This window comes from Rummeliibacillus sp. TYF005, from assembly GCF_003844195.1.
GTDB lineage: Bacteria > Bacillota > Bacilli > Bacillales_A > Planococcaceae > Rummeliibacillus.
Genome location: NZ_ML122558.1, coordinates 15,276 through 37,948, shown reverse-complemented (window position 1 = coordinate 37,948; position 22,673 = coordinate 15,276). Strand labels below are relative to the sequence as shown.

The following is a 22,673-nucleotide window of genomic DNA, read 5'->3' as shown; positions in this document are numbered from 1 at the left end:
TTTATCCAATCATTTTTATTATTTATGCTTTTAGGGCTTCAACACTTGCAGGATTAATGTTTGACTTCTAAAAAAACGAGTCCTTGATAATAGCATTTTTCAAGGACGTTGTGATAGTAATTGGATATAAAAAAACCAGAAACGATAATCTAATTATCATTTCTGGCACTTGATTAACCATTATGACGTTTGTACATCCATAGCAATCCAGATTTCATCAGACGTGCTATACGTCCAGTAACAGTTGTATCTGCTAGATATACGAAACCTTGTTTTTTACCAAGAGCTCCCATAAAGCCTTTTAGCTTAATTTCAGGCATTTTTTCTGGTAGTGGTTGGTTGCTCCAACGTAATTTCAATACTTTTACAATATGTTCTGCTTGTTCTTCAGCAAGCTGAGCACTTGGACCGAATTGAGAAGCTGCACAGTCACCAACTACATACACAGATTCATCGCTTGGAACATTCATATATTGTGTAACTTCAATACGACCACGGTTCAATTCTAGCCCTGTATCGCGTGCTACTTTTACTGGTTGAATACCAGCTGTCCATACGACTGCATCCACTTCGATTTTTTCTTCATGATTATAAAGAATTTTATCTTCAACTTTTGTAATATTTGATTTTGCAATAACTTCAACGTCATGGCTATCAAACCATTTTTTCACGTATTTACTTAAACGTTCTGGGAAGTCTTTTAAAATACGTGGTCCACGGTCAAATAGTTTAATCTTAAGATCTGCACGACTCTCACGTAATTCACTTGCTAATTCGATACCACTTAATCCAGCTCCAACAATTGCAACTGTTGAACCTGATGGTAATCCTGCTAATGCATTGTACGTAATACGAGACTTAGCCATAGTTTGGATACTGTAAGTATATTCTGCTGCTCCTGGTACATTATGATAATTATCTTCACAACCAAGTCCAATAACTAAATCGTCATATTCAACTTTTTTACCATCTTCAAGAAGAACTACTTTATTTTCTAAATCGATGCGTTCAATTTCTCCGTATACAGCTGAAAGTCTGTTGTTCTCTGGGAATTTAACTCGAATATCCTTTTCAGGTGTTGTTCCTGCAGCCAAAGCATAAAATTCAGTTTTTAAACTATGGAATGGTGCACGATCTACGAGAGTAATTTGTACATCTTCTGGAAAATTATTTGGCAATAAGCGAAGTAAAATACGCATGTTGCCATAGCCACCGCCTAATAATACTAATCGTTTCATAATAATCTCCCTTATTAACAATTTTGTCACATTTAAATCTGTCCTTAACGAGTATAGCTGATTGTGATAACTTTCACAATATCTTTGTGATAACTTTCACAATTCAAGTAGAAAAACGAACTAAGTAGAAAAATTGACGAATAAAAAAAATAATAGTAGCATTCGAAGGGTGAGGTGACGTGTTATATGAATCCACTTGTTGAATTTTGCGTCAGCAATTTGGCTAACGGCTCCCAAGAAACATATGAAGTGCTAGAACAAGATCCAAATGTAGATGTGCTTGAATATGGTTGTCTAAGCTATTGTACAAGATGTTCTGAAAAATTATATGCACTTGTCAATGGAGAATTGGTTGAAGCCGAAACACCAGAGGAATTAACGAAAAAAATTTATCAATTTATAGAGGAAAATCCTTTATTTTAAGGAAATGGGACCTACTAAGTCTTTTATGATTTAATAGGTCCTTCATTTCTATTCTATACATTCTAACAATGTTTTAACCGTGTATGTTGCTGTTTTTTCTTTATTTTGAACATCTTCTGTACGCGTTACTCCTGTATTGACATGTAATGTGTCAATTCCAAAACGAATCCCTGCAAGGATATCCGTATCATAGTTGTCCCCAATCATTAACATATCTTCTTTTTGTAAATTAAATTCTTGGCGAATAATTTCAAGCATATGTGTAGCTGGTTTACCAATATAAATAGGTGCAACATCTGTTACATTATGAATCATTTCTGCTATAGCGCCATTACCAGGTGCAAATCCATACTCGCTTGGAAATTTCACATCACCATTTGTTGCTATGAATACTGCACCATTTTGTATAGCATAGCAAGCCTCTGCCAACATTTGATAAGTTAGTTCCGTATTCATACCTTGCACAAAAACGTCTGGATTATTCGAAACAACTTCCATACCTGTATCAAGAATAGCTTGCTTTAACCCATCTCCACCTAAAACCTTGACCGTCTTATTAGGAAAATGCTTAGCAATATACTTGGTAGTAGCCATTGCAGAAGTCATAATATGATCTTTTTTTGCTTCAATCCCCATATTGAGTAATTTGCTTTGTAGTTGTTCACCAGTCATTTTCGCATTATTTGTAACGAAGAAGGGTTCAATTCCCTGTTGCTTTAAATAATTTATAAAATCTTTTGCCTCTGATATAGGTTCAGATCCTTTATAGACCGTTCCATCTAGATCAAAGCAATAAGCTTTATACTTTCTCATTATTGTTCCTCAGGGATAAATGCAGTAACTGGTCCTAACTCATTGATCAAGTATTTATTTACGCATGGTGAAAACGCTTTAATAACATTTAAATGCTCATTTAGAACTTTAATAACTTCTTGGTCATCTACTTCTAAAATATCGCGTACAAGCCCTCTACGAAGACCGATTAACGCTTTAAGTGGTTGTTCCATATCAGCAGTGATTACTTTTTCGTCTACTAAAATATCGATGATGTCTTCATAACTGCCCGGATCTCTCATGATAAAACCATCAATCATTGAGTTTCCAACATCTATAATAGCTTCAATTAAAACGTTTGCAATACGTTCTACAGCTAGTTTATGCACATCATCCATTAACCAATTTTCTGTTTGTTGAAAAGTATTCATAATAGAATCCATATATTCAAGATTATTTGTAATTTTTTTTCGATCAACAAAATACATTTTGCTTCCTCCATTCAAATAGTAAAGGTTGATACCTTATTCTCTTCTATAGTAACATAACTTTAGAACCGGAAGGGGTTATGAATAAATGGAAAGATTTTTTTTATATGATGATATAGAAGAGAATAAGACAAGATTTGTTAGCTTCATGGGTGAAAACCAACGATATGATTTGGCAATAATGCAAAGCAACCGTTTCTATGGAAAAGTTCTTGTTTTAGATATGCAACATAATCGATTTGCTATTATCGGATCTGATGATTTAGACGAACCAGGCTACCTAGAAGACGTATACAAAAGATCGCCAGAGGAAGCTCAGGAGATTCGAGAATATTTGTATGAACTAATTGGTTAAGATGACTTTATTCTATAGGGATAGTGTGTTCAAAAAGTAAGCATAAAAATCAGTTGAATTTTATTTAACTGCATAAAAAAACATCGAGAGGGTTTAAAATTGCCCTTGCTCGATGTTTTTTTGTTGTTCTAAATCATTCTCTAAATTACTTTCATCCAATTGAGGTGTATCCGTTTCTTCGATCAAGATAATATCTTCCTCTACTGCTTCAATCATCTCTTTAGATGAATCCACCAATTGAGGTGCTTTCCCTATTTTTTTTAATACAAAATAGGGACAGCCAAAATTACAATATTCGTATAAATAATCTTGTAGCGTGCTAATTCGTGTATCAAAAGTAGCCTTTTGGTTTTTATCTTCATAGAAGCCTTTTAAACGAAGTTGACCATAGCCCCAGTCTCCAACAATATAATCATACTTCGATAAAATATCACTATAACGGCCATTAAAATCTTCTTGTTTAAATCCTTCTTTTACATTTTCAATGATTTCATACATTGATTGATCTGCAATAATCATTTTATCACCATCCATTTTTTAAAGATGATTACGCATTTTCTCCAAGCGCATGTTTATGTTTTGCAGCTTCATTTACTTGTTCATCTGCATGATAACTACTACGAACTAAAGGACCTGCCTCACAATGGCTAAAGCCTTTAGACATGGCTATTTTACGAAGCTTTCCAAACTCCAATGGAGAATAGTATTTCTTCACTGGTAAATGCTTTTTCGTTGGTTGAAGATACTGACCTATTGTCATAATATCTACATTATTTGCGCGTAAGTCATCCATTACTTCAATAATTTCTTCTTCTGTTTCCCCAAGACCAATCATTAAAGATGACTTTGTAGGAATATCTGGTTGCATTTCTTTCGCGCGCTTTAAAAACTCTAAAGAACGATCATATGTTGCACGTGCACGAACTCTTGGTGTTAACCGTCTTACTGTCTCTATATTATGATTCAAAATATCTGGTTTTGCATCCATTAATATTTGTAAATTTTCTTTTACTCCTCCCATATCAGAAGGCAATACTTCGATGGAAGTAAACGGACATTTGCGACGGATTGCTCGAACTGTTTCAGCAAGGACGCTTGCTCCTCCATCTTTTAAATCATCACGTGCCACAACAGTAATGACAACATGCTTTAAATTCATAAGCTGTACGGAATCTGCTACACGTTCAGGTTCTGCTAAATCCAGTTCAGTAGGAAGACCTGTCTTAACTGCACAAAATCGACATGCACGCGTACATATATCACCTAAAATCATAAATGTGGCTGTACGGCGTTCACCCCAACATTCGTGAATGTTAGGACACTTTGCCTCCTCACAAACCGTATGTAAATTTTTCTCCCTCATTAGCTTTTTTAAACCTTTATATTCTTCGTTTGTATTTAGTTTAATTTTGAGCCAATCTGGTTTTCGAATATATTCTCCCTTTGTTGGTTTACATGATGTCACGATAAGTCAGCTCCCATCGATTAAGTAAATGTAAAAATCCCTTACTGTTGTCAATTTAACATATTAAAGGTTTTCTCTCAACCTTGGGTTACTCTTAAATGGTATTTATTCTAATTATTATCTGATGCAGGTGGCGCTGTTGGAGATGGTGCATTTGTTGAAGAATTTGGTGGTGTAGCAGGTAATGGCACTTCAATAGCCGGTTGGGTTGATGAAGCATCACTAGAATAAATATACGGAACATTCCCTTTTAACAAAGTGATTGCTACAGGTATTTTTTGTTCCACTGTTGCTGACATACTATCAAAAGGAACAATTATTTGGACATTAACTGTTGTACGCACACTGTATTTGACAGCAGCGTTGTTAATACCGAACTCTTGAATTTCTTGTTCCATATTAACCTGAACATTCCCTATCACATGGAAACGGATAGGGATTTTCGGACCTAGATTTCCGAGTAACGGCAAACCTGTGGCAAGTCCAATTGGTACGTAAAATACAATTCCGCCATCTCTCTGCATGGATTCCTCATCATATTCGATATCTTCATATTTTGGTAAATGATCTAAATTTCCTTTTTCCGCTTCTTCTAAATGTGATTGAACTAATGTTTGTGTTTCCGCCATAATTCGAGTAATCACTTCTGTATTCAACTTTGAATCGACTAGCCCCTGATTTTCTCCTTCTCCTACACTTTCAATTACTTCATTGCTATCAAGTACATTTGAAGTTCTTGATGTTATAGCCTTACTAATTACATAAGATGCGATTTTATTGGTTTCAACTTCAGCATACCGCATAAATGTGGGCATAAGTTGAGCATTAATGTAATAAAAAAATAGCAATACGCAACCTAAAAGACTAACCAATACCATTGGGAATAGACGTGATCGCCTGAATAGTTGCTTTCTCTTTTTCATCAATCGCACAAAAATACCTCCTAATCAATAATATGAATAGGAGGTTGCCATTATTCGACTTGTGATAAATATTCAACTTCAACCTTTTTGACGGATAGGTCTACTTCATCAGCTAATAAAATTTCATATGTAGCTTTAAGTATTTCGTTATTTTCCTCGAATATCCGAACCCATGGTCTCTCTGTGTTTTCTTTATTTTGCTTACAAACAATCCCTCTACGACCATCAGATAATAATAGGACAGTTCCATTAGGATAATATGATACACAACGTCTTAAGGCATTTACTACCTTTTCATCGTATAATGTACCACTACCTTCTTTAATAATATCCATTCCTAGAGAAGGAAGCATTTTTTTCCGATACACTCGATTTGAAGTTACTGCATCAAATACATCTGCTACTGCAATAATTTTTGCATATGGATGGATTTCGAAATCCAGCAATCCTCTTGGATAACCACTGCCATCTAATCGTTCATGATGTTGAAATGCACAATGTGCAGATAATAGGGAAATCGTATGTAAATTTCTCAAAATGTCAAAACCGTACTTAGTATGCTGTTTCATGATTTCGTATTCTTCGTTTGTTAATCTTCCTGGTTTTTTAAGTATTTCCTGAGGAATCATCATCTTTCCGATATCATGTAGTATAGCACCTATTCCTATTTGACGAATTTCAACCGCATTATATTTCATTTCCTTTGCAATCGCAATCGAGTAAACCGCTACTTGCAAGGAATGCTGATAGATATAGTTATCATAAAGAAAAGCATCACTTAGAATGGTTAAAATTTCTTTGTTATTCATAATATTATTCAACAAATCATCAATAATTAATGTAAATTGCTTCGATTGACGGTCCAGACAATATGTAACATCTTTTCCTTTCAGCATTTTTAACTGATTAAAAGATGACGTTATTTGCTGTACCGCATGTTGTCTTACTGTTCTAGGTATGGCTTCTTTTACTTCGATATCTTTTGATATACTATCGTCAATGTATACATATTGTATATTCAATTCTTGTAATCGTTTGATAATCAGATCTGATACTTTTACACCCTTTTGTAATAATGGTCTACCAATCTCATTCCAAATTGTCCTACCTATTACCATGCCCGTTTGTAATACTTCCGTTGATATCAACCGCATGCTGTTCTTCCCCAATCATCTCAAAAATCAGTATATTAAAACAACTATGATTTATTTCTATATGACATCAGAATATCACGTAGAAATTCTGGTAACAAGTAGGTTTTTGGTAATTTTTTTAACTCTGGGAAGAAATAACCGAAAGTAAACATATCTAACGTCACTAACTTATAAACGTTAGTATCACTTGTTTTCTTTCCATTTACCAATAGTTCTCCATCAGAATTAAGCGAAAATCCATATGTCAAAATTTTGCCAAGAATTACCCCTCTAAAGCCCAATCCTTTTAACTCTGTTCTTGACCAATCTAATGATTTCTGTGCAAGCTCTAAAACTTCTTTAAGTTTTTCACCTGTCATTTCAATGACACAAGCATTGATGGGATGAGGTAGACATTGATGGATGTCAAAGGCTGTAACTGTCCCTTTGGGAATATCCCTTAAAAATATTCCGGCATTGAACATCGCACAATCTGCTTTTGAAAATTGTAATAATTCCTTGGCAAAAAAGCGAGATAATGTTGAGTGATGATACCATTCTTTATTTAAATAATGATCTGCCTCAAATACCGGATAATTTAAGAGTTCCTTTCCTTTTTGTATTAACGATTGATCAAATTGTTCCTCATCCTTAACTGGTGGTAAATCTGACGTTCTATATAACTCTGTCTTTTTCTGAACAATTTTATCCAATTCATCGTCAAATTGAATTTCTGTATGCCCTACAAAAAAGCCAAATTTGCCTCCACCTGTTAATAATGTATTTCCAACTATTTTACCTTCATGCAATACATGATGAGTATGAGAACCGAAAATCACATCTATTTGCGGACATTGTATAGCTAATTGTTCATCCATTTGAATACCTAAATGAGACATACAAAGTAAGATATCGACTAAAGGGTGTATTTCATTTACAATATCCTGCAATACAGGTAATGGGTCTTCAATCGTCCATCCTAATGGCTCATAATAAGTTCGGAATTCTGCAGTTGCAGCAATAACACCAATTTTTGTCCCCTGTGCAGTCTTAAAAATTTTAAACGGTTTCGCCCACTTTGGCACTTTATTTTCCGTTTTTAAATTACCTACTATCACATCAAATTTTGCATCATCATACAATTTGTTTAAATCAGCTTTTGACAATGTAATTCCTTCATTATTTCCAATCGTCACTGCATCATATAGCCCATCATTTAATAGCTCAATATTTCCTTTTCCTAGAGTTGCCTCTGTATAAATATGTGATCGGTCAATAAAATCTCCGATATCAAAAATATAACAACTATCTTCCATTTCGTTATGCCATTTTTTTCGATCAGTTAGTAACTTTTGAATACGTGGCCAATATCCAAAATGGCTATGAACATCATTCGTATGATATAAATGAATCGTTTCTAACATGGTGACACCTCTCTATGCTTAGAACAATCCCTCATAAATAGAGCGTATTCCAAGTAACAATAATATTATTCGTAAAGCAAATACTAATGTATTTGAATTTATTTTTTTATTCACAGCAGCACCCAACTTGGCTCCAATATAAGCACCTGGCACTACTGGAAGTGTATATAACCAAGGTACATGTCCCAGGTAAATATGACTTGCTGAGTTAATAATGGATGATAAAAACACCATGAACATAGACGTTGCCACTGCAACATGTGGTGGAAATGCAAACAAAATAATCATTGCTGGTACAATCATCGATCCACCACCGATACCAAATAGGCCTGATGCCATCCCAATTAGAAATGTTAATAGTATAGCAAACCAAATTGGATACCCATACACATACTCTTTATCGTCTTTTAAATCCGAGAATGTTTGTTTCATTCCACGGTTTACAAACCAATCAATTGGTTTTAGATAGTCACGAATAAGTAGTATGATTGCTAAAATAATAAGTAATATACCAAAGTATAAGTTAAAAGAAGGCAAATCTATTCCCTTATTAATATAGGCACCTAAAATTGTACCTGGCGCACTCCCTATAAAGAATATCAACCCACTCTTATAATCCACCAATTTTGATTTCATATACGACAGTGTAGAAGCTAATCCTGTCGCGATCATCATAATAACAGATAGGCCTACAACTTTTTGTGGTGTTAAATCAGGAATCATTCCAAGTGTAGTACCAATATATAACGTAGCCGGTACAAGAATGGCTCCACCACCAAGCCCAACAAGTGCACCAATTATTCCTGAACACACACCTATTACAGCTAGTAAAATATATACCATTACTACTCTCCTTCAAATAAATCTAATTGTTTTGGGGATAGATTGTGATACTCAACACCAAGCATTTTCTGTAATGTCTTTGCGTTTGAAGCTGCGTGATGACCTGAATTATTATTAAATAATACATACACTTCTTTTGCAGACTGTTGCAATTTTTCTACAACTTCTTTTAAATATATTAGTTCTTCGTTTGTATAATCATATAAAAATCGAACTTTTCTCCATTGTTCGTTATTACCTGGATTTCGCCATCCGTGTACATTTCGTCCATGTATTCGAAGTAACACCTTGTCACCTGTCACAACCGGCACTAAAGGTACTGACCCTTCTCCAGCTTGTGGCTCATCACAAACTGTATGAAAGAGCTGCTGACCCCTTAAAAAGCTCAATGTTCCATCCATAAATTTCTCACTATACCAAGTGCGATTTCGGAATTCTATAGCTATAGGGAAATCGTTAAGTTGCTGTTTAATATAACGTATATACTGAACATTCTTTTGTTGACAATCAAACCATGGTGGAAATTGCACAAGTACAAGTGCCAATTTTCCGGTTTCTTGGAATTTATGTATAGATTCTTTAAAAACATTAAACATCTCATCTACCGTTCCATAGGGATTATCATCTCGTAAATGTCCGGTCATTCCTTGATAGGCTTTCACCACAAACTGAAAGTGATTAGGCGTTTCAGCAATCCATTTTTGTACATTTGCAATAGAAGGAATGGAATAGAAAGAAGTATCTAATTCTACTATTGGAAAATGACCGCTATAATCAAATAACTTATCTTTTGATAAAGAACGATATAGACTTGGATGATCGCCCCATCCAGTTAATCCGATGTGTATCATAGGTCTCCCTCCTATTGGTTAAGTATATTCATCATATCATAGCATCAATCAGAAACCATATTAAATCCATTGAAATTATATTAATTGTAACAATGCTCTTCTTTCATCTTGTTTAATATTTTTTATAATAATGCAGATTATGAGATAAACAAAAAGAGATATAACCGCAAATTTAACATTGCTGTGTATATCTCTCCAACATATTTATCTTTCAATCGCTAGCCCAAATCCGATTAAATAACCATCTAAATCACGAATAGCAAACTCTTTTAGTTTTTCGTCCCCTATTTCTCTTATTTTTGGATAATAGGCAAAAAGAGCGCCATGAGCTTTTGCTTCATGAAACAATTTATCTAATCTTTCTTCATCTTCGACATAACTAAACACATTCCACAGATTTCGATTTGGTTTTACATCCTCTATTTTTTCAGCTTGTACTAACTTTATAGCTAGTCCACAATCTCTGCGAAAAAGAATTCCATCGACCTCATGACAACTTAATACAGTTTGATAAAAAAGTCTTGCTAATTCAATATCAGACACGAGTAGTACACTTACAGATGAAAGTAAATGCATAAAAAATACTACACCCCATTATAAAGAGTTTGTTATCTAGTTCTGAATAATCAGAACATTTTTCAACTATTACATCATATCACGTTTTTCTTGCTAAATATACAATTTTTTGTGAAAAAACTTATAATCAGCAGACACGAGTTATCCTTATTTTTAGTAGGGTTTGAACGATATGACTTTACTTCTGACTTTACTGTAATACTTTTCTCATAATTAGATCAGAAATTTATAAAAAAGAGTAGAAATCATCTCATTCAATCATATTGAATTAGATGATTTCTACCCATATTTAATACTAAATTCGATTTTCGTGTGCAGGGAATTATTTCAATTCCTTTTAAAGCACCTTATACACTAAAGGATTAGCCGATTGAACCTTCCATCTCGAATTTGATCAGACGGTTCATTTCTACTGCGTATTCCATTGGAAGTTCTTTTGTGAATGGTTCGATGAAGCCCATAACGATCATTTCTGTTGCTTCTTGTTCAGAAACACCACGGCTCATCAAGTAGAATAATTGTTCTTCAGACACTTTAGAAACTTTTGCTTCATGCTCTAGAGCAATTTGGTCATTCATGACTTCGTTATATGGAATTGTATCAGAAGTAGATTGGTTATCCATGATTAATGTATCACATTCAACATTTGCACGTGCATTTGTTGCCTTTTTACCAAATTTCACTTGACCACGGTATGTTACGTTACCACCATGTTTTGAAATTGATTTAGAAACAATAGTTGAAGATGTATTTGGTGCTAAGTGAATCATTTTGGCACCTGTATCTTGGTTTTGACCACGACCTGCGATAGCAATTGATAATGTCATACCACGAGCGCCTTCACCTTTTAAGATACAAGCTGGATATTTCATCGTAAGTTTAGAACCAATGTTACCATCAATCCATTCCATTGTAGCATGTTCTTCACATGTAGCACGTTTTGTAACTAAGTTATAAACGTTGTTTGCCCAGTTTTGGATTGTTGTATAACGGCAATAAGCATCTTTTTTGATGAAGATTTCTACAACAGCACTATGAAGAGAACTTGTTGTGTAAACTGGTGCAGTACATCCTTCTACATAATGTACACTTGCACCTTCATCAACGATAATTAAAGTACGTTCAAATTGTCCCATATTTTCAGAGTTAATACGGAAGTAAGCTTGTAGCGGTGTTTCAAGAACAACGCCTTTTGGTACATAGATGAATGATCCACCAGACCAAACAGCTGAGTTAAGAGCTGCAAATTTGTTATCGTTAGGTGGGATTGCTTTACCAAAGTATTCTTTGAAGATATCTTCGTTTTCACGAAGAGCTGAGTCAGTATCTTTGAAGATAACACCCATACTTTCAAGTTCTTCTTTCATATTGTGGTAAACAACTTCTGATTCATATTGTGCAGATACACCTGCAAGGTATTTTTGTTCTGCTTCTGGAATACCAAGTTTATCGAATGTTGCTTTGATTTCTGCTGGTACTTCATCCCAAGATTTTTGAGTAGCTTCAGATGGTTTTACATAGTACGTAATTTCATCGAAGTTTAGTGCAGATAAATCGCCACCCCATTGTGGCATTGGTTTTGAATAGAACACATCCAATGATTTTAGACGGAAATCTAACATCCATTGTGGCTCATTTTTCATTTTAGAGATTTCTTTAACGATTTCAGGAGTTAGCCCACGTTCTGTACGGAAAATGGATACGTCTTTATCATGGAAGCCGTACTCGTAATCGCCAATTTCAGGCATTTTTTTAGCCATTTTTTCTCCTCCGTTCTGTAATTTCATCTATTTTATAAGTTCGCTTCTTTTATGCCCTTTTCCATAGCTTTCCAAGAAAGTGTTGCACATTTAATACGTGCAGGGAATTGTGATACACCAGATAACGCTTCAACATCACCAAGGTCTAGTGAATCATCGTGATCATGGCCTAACATCATTTCTGAGAAGACTTGTGCTAATTTAACAGCTTCTTCAGTAGTTTTACCTTTAATCGCTTGTGTCATCATTGAAGCAGAAGACATTGAAATTGAACAACCTTCTCCTTCAAATTTAGCATCTACGACAATACCATCTTCTACTTTTATAGATAAGTGTATGCGATCTCCACAAGTTGGGTTATTCATATCGATTGATACATTAGAATCATCAATTACACCTTTGTTACGAGGTTTTTTATAATGATCCATAATAACAGAACGATATAGTTGATCTAGTTTATTCATTGACATCAGCAAAATACTCCTTCGCATTACGCAACCCTTCAACAAGTCGGTCAATGTCAGCTTCTGTATTGTAAATATAGAAGCTTGCACGAGCTGTTGCTGAACATTCAAGCCATTTCATCAATGGTTGAGCACAGTGGTGTCCTGCACGAACAGCAATACCTTCCATATCAAGTACTGTTGCAACATCATGTGGATGTACGCCATCTAAGTTAAATGTAACAAGACCAGAACGTTTTGCTGCATCTTGTGGACCATAGATAGAAACTCCTTCGATTGCGCTAAGTTGCTCAATTGCATAACGAGTTAATCTTTGTTCGTGTTCAATGATGTTGTCCATACCTATTTCTTCTAAGAAATCGATTGCAGCACCTAAACCAATAGCTCCAGCTATATTAGGGGTACCACCTTCAAATTTCCAAGGAAGGTCAGCCCAAGTTGACTCATACAAACCAACAATACTAATCATTTCCCCACCAAAATCGATTGGGTTCATGGCTTCCAGGTGCTCTTTTTTACCATATAATACACCAATACCTGTTGGTCCGCACATCTTATGACCAGAAAATGCTAAGAAGTCACAATCTAAATCTTGAACATCTGTTTTAAAATGTGGTACACCTTGTGCGCCATCAACGACCATCACTGCACCATGTGCATGTGCTACTGCTGCAATTTCTTTTACTGGGTTCAGAGTACCAAGAACATTTGATGCATATGCAATAGCGACGATCTTTGTACGATCTGTAATAGCCTCTTTGACTTTGTCCATTGACAATGTACCATCTGGATTCATATCAATATATTTTAAAGTTGCATTTTTTTCTTTCGCTAATTGTTGCCATGGAATCAGGTTTGAATGGTGTTCCATATAAGTGATGACGATTTCATCGCCTTCACCAACATTTGCACGGCCGTAACTTAAAGCAACCATATTCAATGAGTTTGTAGTACCTTTTGTAAAAATAATTTCTTCAGTTGAATTTGCATTGATAAACTTACGAACTTTTTCACGTGCACCTTCATAAGCATCTGTTGCACGATTTCCTAATGTATGCACGCCACGGTGAACATTAGAATTTTCGAATTCGTAGTAATGTTTTACAGCTTCCAAAACCTGAATAGGTTTTTGTGTAGTAGCTGCACTATCTAGATAAACTAGAGGGTGTCCATTGACTTCTTGATCTAAAATTGGAAAATAGCCTCGAATATTAGTTTTTATCATTAGCGAACTTTCCTTTCAATAACCTCCGTCAGTTGTTTTTTTACTCCGTCAATAGGGAGCTTATTAACAACTGGTGCAAGGAATCCGTGGATTACTAAACGTTCAGCTTCTGCTTTAGAAATCCCACGACTCATTAAATAATATAGTTGTACGGGATCTACGCGACCTACAGAAGCAGCGTGACCTGCTGTTACATCATCTTCATCGATTAATAGAATTGGGTTTGCATCCCCACGTGCGTCTTTGTTTAACATAAGGACACGTGATTCTTGTTCTGCATCAGCTTTAGTAGCACCGTGTTCAATTTTACCAATACCATTGAAAATACCACGTGAAGAATCTTTCATAACACCATGAATTAGGATATAACCATTTGAAGCTTTACCCCAGTGTCTAACTTCAGTAGTAAAGTTTTGGCTTTGATCTCCACGACCGACAACTACAGATTTAGTATCAGCATATGAACCGTCACCTTTTAGGTACGTAACATTTTCTGAAATTGTATCACTATCATTCATTAAGCCTAAAGCCCAATCCACTTTTGCATCACGATGTAGAATAGCACGACGATTCACATAAGTAGTAAAGCCTTTAGCAAGAACATCAACAGCACCATAAGTAACAGAAGCATTATCATTTACGATTACTTCTGAAATAATATTTGCTTGTCCTTTAGCTTCTTCTACTGTAGAAAGATAATTTTCTACGTAAGTAATAGAACTATTTGCTTCAGCCACAACTAATACATGGTTGTATAATGATGCATCCGCATTATCATGAAGGAATACAGCTTGGATAGGTTCTTCTACGATAACATCTTTAGGAACATATACAAATACACCGCCATTTACTAAAGCTGCATGTAAAGCTGTTAGCTTATGTTGGTCTATTTTTACGCCTTCAGTCATAAAATATTTTTGAACTAGATCGCCATGTTCGCGAGCTGCTGTTAAAATATCTGTTAAAATAACACCTTTTGAAGCTAATTCTTCAGAAACTTTTAAATAAGCTGGTGTATTATTGTGTTGAATATAAACATTTTGTTGACCTTCAGCATCAACAATTGCCTTTACTTCTTCTGGAAGTTCTTCAAGACTAGCATATGTTGTACTTTCAACTGTATGTGTAGGAAATTCTGTAAAGTTCCATTTTTCAACATTTGTTTTATCTGGTTTTACCATTGGCAGTGTTTCTACATCCGCTAATGCACGTTCACGAAGCTCAGTCAACCAGCTAGGTTCATTGTTAGCTTCAGAGAAAGAGCGTACATCTTGAGCGGTTACTGATAATTTTGTTTCAACCGTCATGTTTGCTCGCCCTCCCTATTATGCTTCTTGTCCTGTTGTTTCTTCTTCGTCTTCGATACCTAATTCTTTTTTGATCCAGTCATAACCTTCTGCTTCAAGTTTTTCTGCTAATTCAGCACCACCAGAACGAACTACTTTACCTTGCATCATAATATGAATATGATCAGGAGTAATATAGTTAAGTAAACGTTGGTAGTGAGTGATCATTACGCAACCAAAACCTTCACCGCGCATAGCGTTGATACCTTTTGATACGACTTTTAGAGCATCGATATCAAGACCAGAGTCGATTTCATCTAGGATTGCAAATTTAGGTTTAATCATCATTAATTGAAGAATTTCGTTACGTTTCTTTTCACCGCCAGAGAAACCTTCGTTTAAATAACGTTGTCCCATTTCTTCAGGCATTTCTAAGAAATCCATTTTTTCATCTAATTCACGGATGAATTTCATAAGTGAAACTTCGTTACCTTCACCACGACGAGCATTAATAGCAGAACGTAAGAAATCTGCATTTGTAACACCTGAAATTTCAGATGGATATTGCATTGCTAGGAATAGACCAGCTTTTGCACGTTCGTCTACTTCCATTTCAAGAACATTTTCACCATCTAAAGTGATAGAACCTGAAGTAACCTCATATTTTGGGTGACCCATAATAGCAGAAGCTAAAGTAGATTTACCTGTACCATTTGGCCCCATGATTGCATGAATTTCGTTTGTATTGAGTGATAAGTTAACACCCTTTAAAATCTCTTTACCATCGATAGCGACGTGAAGATCTTTAATGACTAATGTTGACATTCTAATACCTCCATATAATCTCAATGAATGAAATGTATAATGCATTTCTAATTTAATATCATTCTAATTTTAGCCTAAAAAAAAGTGCTTTGCAAATCATTTGAAAATGTTTCTCAATTTAATCTAAGAAGGTTGGTATATATCTATTCTGAAACCTATTAGACAAGCAATTCCAGCTGTTTATTGAAAATAGACTGATTTTCAATAAACAGTTTTTAATTGAGAATGGATTTCACTACGCACACCGTAATAACATAAATTCTCAGTAGATTTATAACCTTTTTCTACAACATGGCTTTTGATATATCCATTTAAATATAGCGAATGTATATAGCTAAATTACTATCACGAAATACATTTTCTCACCTTATATAAGATACTTTTCCGTTGATACAAATTATCTTTTCAAGATTAAATCACTAAAAAAGCTAACTCCCTTCATTTAAAATGTTCCTTAAAGGCAACATTTTAAACCGGAGTTAGCTTTTCTTCTTAATTTTAATGAAATTATTATTGTGCTATTGCTTGGGTGCGAAGAAATGAGTTAACACTTTCTGCTACATTTCTTCCTTCATTGATAGCCCATACAACTAAACTTTGACCACGTCTTGCATCACCCGCTGCAAATATACCTTCTACATTTGTAGCATAGTTCGTTACTTTTGCGGCAATACGATTGTTTGTCACTTTCACACCAAATTGTTCAGCGACACCACTATCGGTACCTTCAAAGCCTATTGCAACAAACACATAGTCTGCTGGCCAAACTTTTTCAGTCCCCGGAAGTTCGTTAAAATATACATACCCTTCATCACTAATCACTTTTTCCATTTGAATAGTATGCAATTCTTTTATATGACCATTGCTATCTGCAACGATTTTCTTTGTTTGAATACAATATTCGCGAGGATCTCTACCATACTTTGCATCTGCTTCAGCATAGGCATAATCCAATTTATACACTTGTGGATTAGTTGGCCAAGGATTATCAACTGCACGATGTTCTGGCAACTGTGGATGTTTACCAAATTGATAGACTGACTTACAATTTTGGCGAATAGCTGTTGCGACACAGTCAGCACCTGTATCACCACCACCAATAACGATGACATTCTTGCCTTTCATGTCTAAATATTGACCATCCTCAAAATTTGAATCTAGTAAACTTTTTGTAGTAGAAGTTAAATAATCCATCGCCAAGACGACACCTTCAGAATCGCTACCTTCAATGCGTAAATGTCTTTGTTTTGTTGCTCCGGTACAAAGAATTACAGCATCAAATTCTTTTTTTAGTTCATCTGCAGTTACGCCTTTTCCAATTTCTGTATTTAATATAAAGTGAACACCTTCGTCTGAAAGTAATTGTACACGTCTTTCTACAACATCTTTGTCTAACTTCATGTTAGGAATACCGTAAGTAAGTAAGCCGCCTGCACGGTCAGATCTTTCATATACTGTTACAGAATGACCTAGCTGATTTAGTTGGTCTGCAGCTGCTAAGCCTGCAGGACCTGATCCAACAATAGCAACTTTTTTGCCAGTTCGATGTACAGGAATACGAGGGGTAATCCATCCATTTTCAAATCCTTTATCGATAATTGCACGTTCGATACTTTTAATCGCAACTGCAGGATCTGAAATAGCTAGTGTACAAGATCCTTCACAAGGGGCAGGGCAAACTCTACCTGTAAATTCCGGGAAATTATTCGTTAATAGAAGGCGTTCAAGAGCTTCCTTCCATTTTCCATGGTAGACTAAATCATTCCATTCAGGAATTACATTATGAATTGGGCAACCCGCAGCAGAGCCACGGATCTCCATACCCATATGACAAAATGGTGTACCACAATCCATACAACGTGCACCTTGGATTTGAAGTGCTTCGTCTGTTAGCCGTGAAGCATATTCTTTCCAATTTTTTATACGCTCTAGTGGTGGCTGTTCTTTCCCTTTTTCTCGACTATATTCCATAAAACCAGTTTTCTTCCCCAACTAGAACACCTCCTTATTTATTGGAAAGCACTAAATCCTTTTTTTTAGATGAATTTGCTAAAAATGCTTTCATCGTTGCTTGTTCTTCTGATAACCCTTGAGCTTCAAATTCGTCAATACGATCTAACATTTTCTTATAATCTGTAGGAACCACTTTGATAAAACGCCCTACATAATCTGACCAATTTGTTAAAATCTTTTTCGCTTTAGTACTTTCCGTATAGTGAACATGTTGTTCTAAAAGTTGATGGAGAATAGCCTCATCTTCTTTAGATTGAACACCTTCAAAACTTATCATTTCTTGGTTACATTTCTTTTTAAAATCTTGGATATCCTGCGGTAATACATAAGCAATACCACCAGACATACCTGCTCCGAAGTTTTTGCCGACATCACCTAAGATTACTACTCGGCCACCAGTCATATATTCACAACCATGATCACCAATGCCTTCAACGACTACATTAGCGCCACTATTACGTACTGCGAAGCGTTCTCCTGCACGACCGTTAATATACGCCTCTCCGCTTGTTGCACCGTATAAACAAACGTTTCCTGCAATAACATTCGTTTCTGCTTGTCCTCGTACTGGTGAGCTAACAACCACTTTACCGCCGGACAATCCTTTACCAAAGTAATCATTTGCATCGCCCTCAACATGCATTAACATGCCTCTTGGGATAAACGCGCCAAAGCTTTGACCAGCTGATCCAGTAAAGTTTAATGTAATCATATCGTCTGGTAGACCCCTCGCACCATAACGTTTTGAGATTTCACTACCAACGATTGTTCCAACTACTCTGTCGGTATTTTTAATAGGATAATGTAACGAAATTGCTTTTTCCTCTATAATAGAATCCTTGACTTTATCTAAAATTTCTCTTAGATCCAATGACTCATCTAATTTATGATTTTGTTGAACTTGTTTTGTTCTTGGTCCTTCCACTTTGTAAAGGATTGCTTCTAAATCTAGCTGACCTGCTTTCCAATGATTTTTCGCACGGTCACTTACTTCTAAAACATCTGTGCGGCCAACCATTTCATCAAAAGTTCTGAAACCAAGCATTGCCATATATTCTCGAACTTCTTCTGCTACAAACATCATGAAATTCACAACATGCTCAGCTGTTCCCATGAATTTTTTACGTAATTCAGGGTTTTGTGTAGCAATACCAACTGGACACGTATCTAAATGACAAGCACGCATCATGACACATCCAAGTACGATTAAAGGTGCTGTCGCAAAACCAAATTCCTCTGCACCTAAGAGCGCTGCCATTACAACGTCTTTCCCAGTCATTAACTTACCATCCGTCTCAAGTGTTACACGATCGCGAAGTCTATTTAACATCAATGTTTGATGTGCTTCTGACAATCCCAATTCCCAAGGAAGACCTGTGTGTTTAATACTTGTTTTTGGTGAAGCTCCTGTACCTCCATCATAACCACTGATGACGATTACATCAGCTGCACCTTTTGCTACACCAGCTGCAATAGTACCTACCCCTGATTTCGCTACAAGTTTTACACTAATTCGCGCATCACGGTTAGCGTTTTTCAAATCATGTATTAACTCCGCCATATCTTCAATTGAGTAAATATCATGATGTGGAGGTGGTGAAATAAGTCCGACACCAGTTGTTGATCCACGAACATCCGCTACCCACGGGTAAACCTTATTGCCTGGTAATTGACCACCTTCACCAGGTTTTGCACCTTGAGCCATCTTTATTTGTAACTCAGAAGCATTTACTAAATAGTGACTTTTAACACCAAAACGTCCAGAAGCAATTTGCTTAATCGAACTTCTACGGTTATCTCCATTTTCATCTAAAACATAGCGACTTGGGTGTTCTCCACCTTCACCACTATTACTTTTACCGCCAATTCGATTCATAGCGATTGCTAATGTTTCATGCGCTTCTTGGCTAATTGAACCGTAAGACATAGCCCCTGTTTTAAAACGTTTTACGATAGATTCAGCTGACTCTACTTCGTCTAAAGATATTTTATATTCTGATTTTTTGAACGATAATAAATTTCTTAAGAAACCAATTTGTTCTTCATTTGCCATTTCGGAGAACTGATGGAACAATCCAAAATCGCCTTTACGAGTTGCTTGTTGCAACGTGTGGATAGTTTTTGGATTGAAGGCATGATGTTCACCCGAACTTCTCCATTGGAAATCACTACCCGCTGGTAATACACGATCAATCGATTGAACTGCCTCTTGATGTTTTTTCAATGCTTCTTTTGCAATTGTCGGTAAATCGATACCACCCAATTTTGATACTGTTCCAGTGAAGTATTTTTCAATTACTTCTTTACTAATACCAACAGCTTCGAAGATTTGTGCTCCACGATAACTTTGGACTGTTGAAATTCCCACCTTCGACATTACTTTTACGACACCTTCTGAAGCTGCCTTTGCATAACGTCTAATTGCCTCTTCATAACTATAATTGATATGCCCATCTTCAATTGCTTTTGCTAAAGTAGCAAATGCTAGATATGGATATATAGCATCTACACCGTAACCGATTAATGTAGCGAAATGGTGGACTTCTCTTGTTTCACCAGTTTCAACAATGATACTTACTTTTGTACGTTGACCTGTTTTTACAAGATGTTGGTGAACGCTACTAGCCGCAAGTAAAATTGGAATCATTGGTGTTTCAACATTTAGAGCTTTGTCTGATAAAACAAGCAACTGAACGCCATTTGCAATTGCTTCATCAGCTTCTTTTGCTAATCTCGCTAAATCTCTTTCTAAATCTTCTGACATTGAAAGATCGATAACAGCCATATCAAATTGGTCCTGTGTTTGCAACTCTACGAATTGACTATTCGTCAACACAGGTGTTTCTAAATAGAGTCGATGACAATTTTCTGCAGTTGGATGTAATAAGTCGCCTTCTGCACCAAGAATAGTCATCGTCGAAGTCACGATATGCTCACGAATGGAATCAATTGGTGGGTTAGTAACTTGTGCAAATAATTGTTTAAAATAATTAAATAACGATTGTGGTTTATCAGATAAGACTGCTAGTGGTGCATCATTCCCCATTGAACCAAGCGGGTCTTTTCCTCCTGCCACCATCGGTACAATATACTTCTGTACGTCTTCATGTGTATAACCAAAAACTTTTTGTCTAAACAAAAGATCGTCTATCTTTTCTGGTTTTTCTTCTGTTGGCTTCACCACTGCTAAGTTTTCTTCTAACCATTTAGCATATGGTTTTGCCTTTGCAACTTCAGATTTTAACTCATCATCTGAAATAATCCGTCCCTGTTCTAAATCTACAAGCAACATTTTCCCCGGACTTAGTCGTTCTTTATAAACAATATTCTCCTCTTCAATATCAACTACACCAACTTCTGATGAGAAGATAATATAATCATCCTTTGTGACATAATAGCGTGCAGGTCGTAAACCATTACGATCTAATATCGCGCCAATTTGTTTTCCATCTGTGAAACAAATAGCTGTTGGTCCATCCCAAGGTTCCATTAAACAGCTTTGATATTTATAAAAAGCTTTCTTTTCAGCTGAGATATGCGGATTTTCTGACCAAGGTTCTGGAATCATCATCATCGCCGTTTGTGCAGGAGTACGTCCCGCTAAAACAAAAAATTCAAATGCATTATCTAGCATTGATGAGTCACTACCGTTTTGGTCTACAATCGGCAACACTTTATCGAGGTCTTCCCCAAATGCCTCGGAGATAAACTGTTGCTCACGCGCTTTCATCCAGTTAATATTACCTCGTAGGGTGTTAATCTCACCATTGTGGATAATGTAACGGTTTGGATGCGCGCGTTCCCAAGAAGGAAATGTATTCGTACTATAACGTGAATGAACCATCGAAAAAGCTGATGTGAAATGTTCATCTTGTAGGTCTAGGTAAAATTCTACTACTTCTTCAGGTGCTAACAAGCCTTTAAATACCATTGTTCTGCTTGACATGCTTGCACAGTAAAAATCTTTGCCATTATTTCGAGCCCATAATTCTGTTTGTTTACGAATCAAATATAATTTTCTTTCAAAAGCTAAAGAATCATTTACGTCTTTCGCTTTGATAAACACTTGTCGAACAACCGGGGCTGTTTTTTTAGCAATCTCACTTAGTGGTTCTGGATTAGTAGGTACTGTACGCCAACCAATCAATTCTTGCCCTTCTGCTTCGATGAAATTATTTAATCTATTTTCGATTTCCTGTTGCGCTTGACTGTCTTTATCAAAAAATAACATTCCTACTCCATAATTTCCTACAGCAGGTAATGTCCAATCTATACAAACTTCGCGGAAGAAGGCATCTGGAATTTGGACCATCAATCCTGATCCATCTCCTGTTTTCCCATCACTACCGCGACCGGCTCTATGATCTAATCTACATAACATTTCTAAGCCTTTCAAAACAATGTCATGTGTTGGCTTGCCTTGCAATTGTGCGTAAAGACCAATACCACATGCATCATGCTCAAATTGTGGAGAGTATAAACCTTGCGCTGTTGGAATTTGGTGAAATGTCATACGATTCCCTCCTTTATATATATAACGGGTCTTAAGTATATTTTAGTTTTTCAAATTCATATAAACAATATATAATTTGGATAGGATTAATCTA

20 protein-coding genes are annotated in these 22,673 nt (G+C 35.8%); 2 read left to right on the top strand and 18 right to left on the bottom strand.

The features are described from left to right. Positions 1-173: 173 nt before the first annotated feature. Positions 174-1,238 (bottom strand): NAD(P)/FAD-dependent oxidoreductase, encoded by a 1,065-nt coding sequence (locus tag CW357_RS10090; protein WP_124217949.1) that lies wholly within the window; start codon positions 1,236-1,238, stop codon positions 174-176. 186 nt (positions 1,239-1,424) lie between these two features. Here CW357_RS10090 and CW357_RS10085 point away from each other — a divergent pair, with 186 nt between their 5' ends. Beyond that, positions 1,425-1,661, top strand: a complete 237-nt coding sequence (locus tag CW357_RS10085) for a YuzB family protein (RefSeq protein ID WP_124217948.1) — start codon at positions 1,425-1,427, stop codon at positions 1,659-1,661. Positions 1,662-1,709: 48 nt separating this feature from the next. Here the strand turns inward: CW357_RS10085 and CW357_RS10080 are convergent, their stop codons facing one another. Then, positions 1,710-2,474, bottom strand: a complete 765-nt coding sequence (locus CW357_RS10080) for a TIGR01457 family HAD-type hydrolase (RefSeq protein WP_119416371.1) — start codon at positions 2,472-2,474, stop codon at positions 1,710-1,712. Next, the gene (locus CW357_RS10075; protein ID WP_119416370.1) at positions 2,474-2,923 is read right to left on the bottom strand and encodes a type VII toxin-antitoxin system HepT family RNase toxin; all 450 of its coding nucleotides are present in this window, start codon (positions 2,921-2,923) and stop codon (positions 2,474-2,476) included. The genes CW357_RS10080 and CW357_RS10075 overlap by 1 nt, the downstream gene beginning before the upstream one ends. An 88-nt stretch (positions 2,924-3,011) precedes the next feature. Between CW357_RS10075 and CW357_RS10070 the strand changes: the two genes are divergently transcribed. Continuing rightward, positions 3,012-3,278 (top strand): DUF3055 domain-containing protein, encoded by a 267-nt coding sequence (locus tag CW357_RS10070; protein ID WP_119416369.1) that lies wholly within the window; start codon positions 3,012-3,014, stop codon positions 3,276-3,278. Positions 3,279-3,371: 93 nt separating this feature from the next. Here CW357_RS10070 and CW357_RS10065 read toward each other — a convergent pair whose 3' ends face one another. The 15 genes from CW357_RS10065 to gltB all read right to left on the bottom strand — a co-directional run bounded on the left by CW357_RS10065 (position 3,372) and on the right by gltB (position 22,579). Then, positions 3,372-3,797 (bottom strand): YutD family protein, encoded by a 426-nt coding sequence (locus CW357_RS10065; RefSeq protein ID WP_124217961.1) that lies wholly within the window; start codon positions 3,795-3,797, stop codon positions 3,372-3,374. Positions 3,798-3,825: 28 nt separating this feature from the next. Beyond that, positions 3,826-4,743, bottom strand: coding sequence for a lipoyl synthase (lipA, locus tag CW357_RS10060; RefSeq protein ID WP_119416368.1), 918 nt, complete (start codon positions 4,741-4,743; stop codon positions 3,826-3,828). 110 nt (positions 4,744-4,853) lie between these two features. Next, the gene (yunB, locus tag CW357_RS10055; protein ID WP_119416374.1) at positions 4,854-5,666 is read right to left on the bottom strand and encodes a sporulation protein YunB; all 813 of its coding nucleotides are present in this window, start codon (positions 5,664-5,666) and stop codon (positions 4,854-4,856) included. A gap of 50 nt (positions 5,667-5,716) precedes the next feature. Then, positions 5,717-6,820, bottom strand: coding sequence for an HD-GYP domain-containing protein (locus tag CW357_RS10050; protein ID WP_124217947.1), 1,104 nt, complete (start codon positions 6,818-6,820; stop codon positions 5,717-5,719). A gap of 44 nt (positions 6,821-6,864) precedes the next feature. After that, on the bottom strand, positions 6,865-8,223 hold the full coding sequence (locus tag CW357_RS10045; RefSeq protein WP_124217946.1) for a bifunctional metallophosphatase/5'-nucleotidase: 1,359 nt from the start codon (positions 8,221-8,223) through the stop codon (positions 6,865-6,867). An 18-nt stretch (positions 8,224-8,241) separates the two neighbouring features. Next, positions 8,242-9,066 carry a sulfite exporter TauE/SafE family protein gene (locus CW357_RS10040; RefSeq protein ID WP_119416365.1) on the bottom strand — a complete coding sequence of 275 codons (825 nt, stop codon included), beginning with the start codon at positions 9,064-9,066 and terminating at the stop codon, positions 8,242-8,244. A 2-nt stretch (positions 9,067-9,068) separates the two neighbouring features. Beyond that, entirely contained in the window at positions 9,069-9,917 is an 849-nt protein-coding gene (locus CW357_RS10035; protein WP_119416364.1) for a DUF72 domain-containing protein, read from the bottom strand. Positions 9,918-10,121: 204 nt separating this feature from the next. After that, positions 10,122-10,493, bottom strand: coding sequence for a VOC family protein (locus tag CW357_RS10030; RefSeq protein WP_119416363.1), 372 nt, complete (start codon positions 10,491-10,493; stop codon positions 10,122-10,124). Positions 10,494-10,855: 362 nt separating this feature from the next. Next, positions 10,856-12,253, bottom strand: coding sequence for a Fe-S cluster assembly protein SufB (sufB, locus tag CW357_RS10025; protein ID WP_119416362.1), 1,398 nt, complete (start codon positions 12,251-12,253; stop codon positions 10,856-10,858). Positions 12,254-12,285: 32 nt separating this feature from the next. Next, positions 12,286-12,723 (bottom strand): Fe-S cluster assembly sulfur transfer protein SufU, encoded by a 438-nt coding sequence (gene sufU / locus CW357_RS10020; RefSeq protein WP_199670748.1) that lies wholly within the window; start codon positions 12,721-12,723, stop codon positions 12,286-12,288. Next, positions 12,710-13,942: a cysteine desulfurase gene (locus CW357_RS10015; protein WP_119416361.1), complete on the bottom strand. Its 1,233-nt coding sequence runs from the start codon at positions 13,940-13,942 to the stop codon at positions 12,710-12,712. The genes sufU and CW357_RS10015 overlap by 14 nt, the downstream gene beginning before the upstream one ends. After that, a complete protein-coding gene (sufD, locus tag CW357_RS10010) occupies positions 13,942-15,249 on the bottom strand; it encodes a Fe-S cluster assembly protein SufD (protein ID WP_119416360.1) in 1,308 nt (435 codons plus the stop codon). The genes CW357_RS10015 and sufD overlap by 1 nt, the downstream gene beginning before the upstream one ends. 18 nt (positions 15,250-15,267) lie before the next feature. After that, on the bottom strand, positions 15,268-16,059 hold the full coding sequence (gene sufC, locus CW357_RS10005; protein WP_299513711.1) for a Fe-S cluster assembly ATPase SufC: 792 nt from the start codon (positions 16,057-16,059) through the stop codon (positions 15,268-15,270). 504 nt (positions 16,060-16,563) lie between these two features. Continuing rightward, positions 16,564-18,045 carry a glutamate synthase subunit beta gene (locus CW357_RS10000; RefSeq protein WP_124217945.1) on the bottom strand — a complete coding sequence of 494 codons (1,482 nt, stop codon included), beginning with the start codon at positions 18,043-18,045 and terminating at the stop codon, positions 16,564-16,566. A gap of 13 nt (positions 18,046-18,058) precedes the next feature. Then, on the bottom strand, positions 18,059-22,579 hold the full coding sequence (gltB, locus tag CW357_RS09995) for a glutamate synthase large subunit (RefSeq protein ID WP_124217944.1): 4,521 nt from the start codon (positions 22,577-22,579) through the stop codon (positions 18,059-18,061). Positions 22,580-22,673: the final 94 nt, after the last annotated feature.